4 protein-coding genes and 1 tRNA gene are annotated in these 3,687 nt (G+C 48.4%); all 5 read right to left on the reverse strand.

Annotated elements, in window-relative coordinates; genetic code table 11:
* Nucleotides 1–66: 66 nt before the first annotated feature.
* Nucleotides 67–909: a flagellin gene (locus tag OEM52_14420; protein ID MDK9701330.1), complete on the reverse strand. Its 843-nt coding sequence runs from the start codon at nucleotides 907–909 to the stop codon at nucleotides 67–69.
* A gap of 279 nt (nucleotides 910–1,188) precedes the next feature.
* Nucleotides 1,189–2,607 carry an aldehyde dehydrogenase family protein gene (locus OEM52_14425; protein MDK9701331.1) on the reverse strand — a complete coding sequence of 473 codons (1,419 nt, stop codon included), beginning with the start codon at nucleotides 2,605–2,607 and terminating at the stop codon, nucleotides 1,189–1,191.
* A gap of 154 nt (nucleotides 2,608–2,761) precedes the next feature.
* Nucleotides 2,762–3,046, reverse strand: coding sequence for a 50S ribosomal protein L27 (rpmA, locus tag OEM52_14430; GenBank protein MDK9701332.1), 285 nt, complete (start codon nucleotides 3,044–3,046; stop codon nucleotides 2,762–2,764).
* 42 nt (nucleotides 3,047–3,088) lie between these two features.
* On the reverse strand, nucleotides 3,089–3,400 hold the full coding sequence (gene rplU / locus OEM52_14435) for a 50S ribosomal protein L21 (GenBank protein ID MDK9701333.1): 312 nt from the start codon (nucleotides 3,398–3,400) through the stop codon (nucleotides 3,089–3,091).
* Nucleotides 3,401–3,439: 39 nt separating this feature from the next.
* Nucleotides 3,440–3,512, reverse strand: a tRNA-Phe gene (locus tag OEM52_14440).
* Between the last annotated feature and the right edge of the window lie 175 nt (nucleotides 3,513–3,687).

Consider the following 3,687-nt stretch of genomic DNA (forward strand, 5'->3'; position numbering starts at 1 on the left):
GTACCGTACAAGACCTACCGACATTTCCATCCATTCCGCGCGAACGGATGGAAAAGTGGAAATCTATTATCCGATGAGCTGCGAGACGATCTGTGGAAGCTGATTTGCTTGCGCCAGCATCGAAATGCCGCTCTGGAATTGAATTTGAGCACGTAAGAAGTTGGACATTTCCTCGGCAATGTCGGCGTCACGAATCTGTGATTCGGATGCTGTTGCATTCTCTTGTTGAATTTGCAAATCCATGATCGAATTCTTCAAGCGATTGACGTACGAACCAATACGGGTTCGTTCGGCGTCTTTCGATGCAATTGCCGTATCCAGAATGGTGATCGCGGTTTGGCTGTTCACCGTATTCAAGATATCAAGTGCATTGATACCTAATGCGCTTGAAGTTAAATCAGACATGCTAACGTAGTAGTAGTCTACGTCGATCGTGTTGTGGGTGCCGATGTGGAGTTTGATGCCGTTCGAGCCGGTTCCAGAAAAGGCGCCGTTCAAAAGGTATAAACCATTGTAGTTGGTGACTTTCGCGATACGGTCGATTTCACTCTTTAACTGTTGGAACTCAAAGTTAATAGCGACGCGGTCGTGATCGGTTAAAGCGCCATTCGATGCCTGGATACAAAGGGCGCGCATCTTGATCAGTTTCTCGTCGATGATGTTCATCGAACCTTCCGCGGTTGCGAACAAGCTGATTGCAGTTTCAGCATTCTTTTCCGCTTCGTTCATCGAGGCGATTTGCGCGCGCAACTTCTCGGAAATCGATAATGCCGGGGCATCATCCCATGAGTAGTTGATGCGTAATCCGCTCGACAACCGCTGGACCGCTTGATCTAAATTCGCTTGCGCATCGTATACCGCGCGTTGTGCGGTAAGCGAAAGGATGTTGTGATTGATTCTGGTACTCATAGTGTTTCTCCTGCACTAAGTAAGTTTCGGTACGGTACTAGACCGGTTCCTCTCTCTCATCGGCAGGTAAAAGCGCAACTTTAACTATTTATCTTGTAGTACCTCTCAAAAATTGTATACGACACTAAGAGATATCTTAGAGTAATGCAGATAAAATCATGAATTCTGAAGAATAGATATACTTGTGTAAGTACATAAAGAAACTGCCTCCGGTGGAGGCAGCTCTGGAAATACGAACAGTCGTGAGGTGTCGTAAAATGTTTGCTAACTATTTACCTTTCAGGGAGATGGCAAGGTTAAAACCCTGATTTCCGACATTTCTTCCATGGCATATCGTACACCTTCCCTGCCAACGCCGGAGTTTTTGACACCACCATACGGTGTGCTGTCGGATCGGAAGGTTGGAATGTCGTCGGCAATCACCCCGCCAACCTCCAGCCGCTGGAAGGCTGCTAAGACTCGTTGCATATCGCGAGTAAAGTATCCCGCCTGCAAACCATACCGGGAGTAATTAATAGCATCCAGGCCGTCATTCCAGTCACTGACCGGATTGGCAAAGGTTACTGGACCAAACACCTCTTCCTCAGCCAGTGAACAAGTTTCCGGAACATGTGTTAAAAAGGTGGGGAGGAGTTGGTTTCCGGTTCGCTTACCCAAGCAAACAGCCTTTGCCCCTTGATTTATCGCCTCCGATATCCATGATTCTACCCGGATGGCTGCACTCTCCGATATTAAACAAGAGAGGTCGGAACTTTCATTTAACGGATCGCCCAACTGCAACGCTTGTACACCACTCTTAAACAACTCAACAAATCGGGCAAAGACCGATTCGACCACATAAATCCGCTGTACTGAAATACACACTTGTCCGGCGTAACTGTAACCGCCGATGAGGCACCGCTTCACTGTCCGCTCGATGTCAGCCGTTTCGTCAATTAAAACCGCCCCGTTACCACCTAACTCCAGCGTTACCGGTCTATCGAACGTTAGTCGCTTTAACTTCCACCCGACCAATGCGCTGCCGGTAAATGTGATATGTTTGACTCGTTCATCGGTGACAAACGGCTCGATTGTTTCTCCGGCACACGGTACTACTTGCAAAGCACCGGCAGGGAAACCCGCCTCAGTGACAATTCTCGCTAATAACAATGCAGTGCGTACTGTCTGTGGGGCAGGTTTTAAGACGATTGGTGCTCCGATTGCCAATGACGGTGCAACTTTGTGGGCAACCAGATTCAAGGGAAAATTGAAGGGAGTTATACCTAACACAACTCCCTGAGGAAATCGCCGCACGATGGCAGATCGACCTTTCGCCATCGGCGTATGGTCCAAGGATAAATACTCACCATTCGCGAATCGGATAGCCTCTTCGACAGCCAGTTGGAATGTTGCTATCGCACGCAATACTTCACCACGAGCATCGCGAATCGGCTTTCCCGCTTCGACTGCGATGGTATGGGCGAACAATTCTTGTTGCTCGGTTAGTGCCTTTACTACCCGTTGCAGGCAGTCGCGTCGTTCATAAGCCGGACTTCGCGAAAACACCGGAAACAAAGTAGTCGCAATGTCAAGTGACCTTGCTATTTGCTCAGGCGATGCTTGTCGATACTCCGCGATTACATCTCCTGACCAGGGAGCACGAACAGTCGTTGCTTCACCTTGGCCAGCTTCGTTCTTTCCATTGATCCAGCAATCCATGGTTTCCTCAATCTCAATATTCTTTATCGATAAACTTCGTCTCGCTCAAGGTAACAATAAATGTGTACGGGCGAACCTTGTGGTCGCCCAAGAAGACAATAAAAAAACGGGTGAACCGAAATTCACCCGTTCTCAAATCAAAAAGTTGAATTGACTATTCTTCTTCGACCGCAATAAAAATCGGACGGGTTGCCGCATCGACCGAAATCCAGCGTTTGCCGGCGCGTTCGTAAAACTTAACTTTGCCTTCTACTTTCGCGTAGATGGTGTGGTCACGTCCCATGCCGACATTCAAGCCAGGATGAAAACGGGTGCCGCGTTGACGAATGATAATATTGCCGGGAATCACCCAAGAGCCGCCTGCCGACTTCACACCCAACATCTTTGGTTGAGAATCGCGACCATTACGCGAGCTGCCTACACCTTTTTTATGTGCCATGACTTTACCTCGTTTGGATAGTCACAAGACTATCCGGAAAGCTTATAAACTGATCGCGTTGATCCGGATCATCGAATACGGCTGCTTGTGTCCACCCTGCTTGATATAACCCTTACGGCGTTTTTTGTGGAGCAGGAAGATTTTCGGATCGCGTAAGTGATCGACCACCGTTGCATCGGCGCTGCCTTCAAGATACGGAGTGCCAACTTTTACGGAACCATCGTCGGCTACCGACATAAGAATTTTCTCGACTTTCAGAGCCGAGCCGACTTCCTGAGAAAGCTTAGGAACCCGTACTGTTGTTCCGGCGATTAATTTGATTTGCGCGCCGGCTACTTCACCAATTGCGTACATGATGCCTTTCGAATCGTTGCTTCAGAAACGTAAATAAAGTGCCGCCTCCCAGACTCGAACTGGGGACACATGGATTTTCAGTCCATTGCTCTACCATCTGAGCTAAAGCGGCAAAGCGATGCGCCTTCGCGGGAGAGCGCAAACGCAAAAGTAACCATCGAAACCGGGTAAGTCAAGAAACTTCTATTGCAACGCTCCGGGAGTTCCTATGCAACAACAACAACGGACTACTTGGAAATGACTTCCCATTGCTTCTTGCGTGATTCTTCTGTAAAACTGTCGTGAAT

This window comes from bacterium (assembly GCA_030247525.1).
Lineage (GTDB): Bacteria > Electryoneota > JAOADG01 > JAOADG01 > JAOADG01 > JAOTSC01.

Excerpts from the sequence above, each read along its gene's own strand:
- rpmA (MDK9701332.1), bottom strand. The coding sequence starts at position 3,046 with ATGGCACATAAAAAAGGTGTAGGCAGCTCGCGTAATGGTCGCGATTCT.
- OEM52_14420 (MDK9701330.1), bottom strand. The coding sequence starts at position 909 with ATGAGTACCAGAATCAATCACAACATCCTTTCGCTTACCGCACAACGC.
- rplU (MDK9701333.1), bottom strand. The coding sequence starts at position 3,400 with ATGTACGCAATTGGTGAAGTAGCCGGCGCGCAAATCAAATTAATCGCC.
- OEM52_14425 (MDK9701331.1), bottom strand. The coding sequence starts at position 2,607 with ATGGATTGCTGGATCAATGGAAAGAACGAAGCTGGCCAAGGTGAAGCA.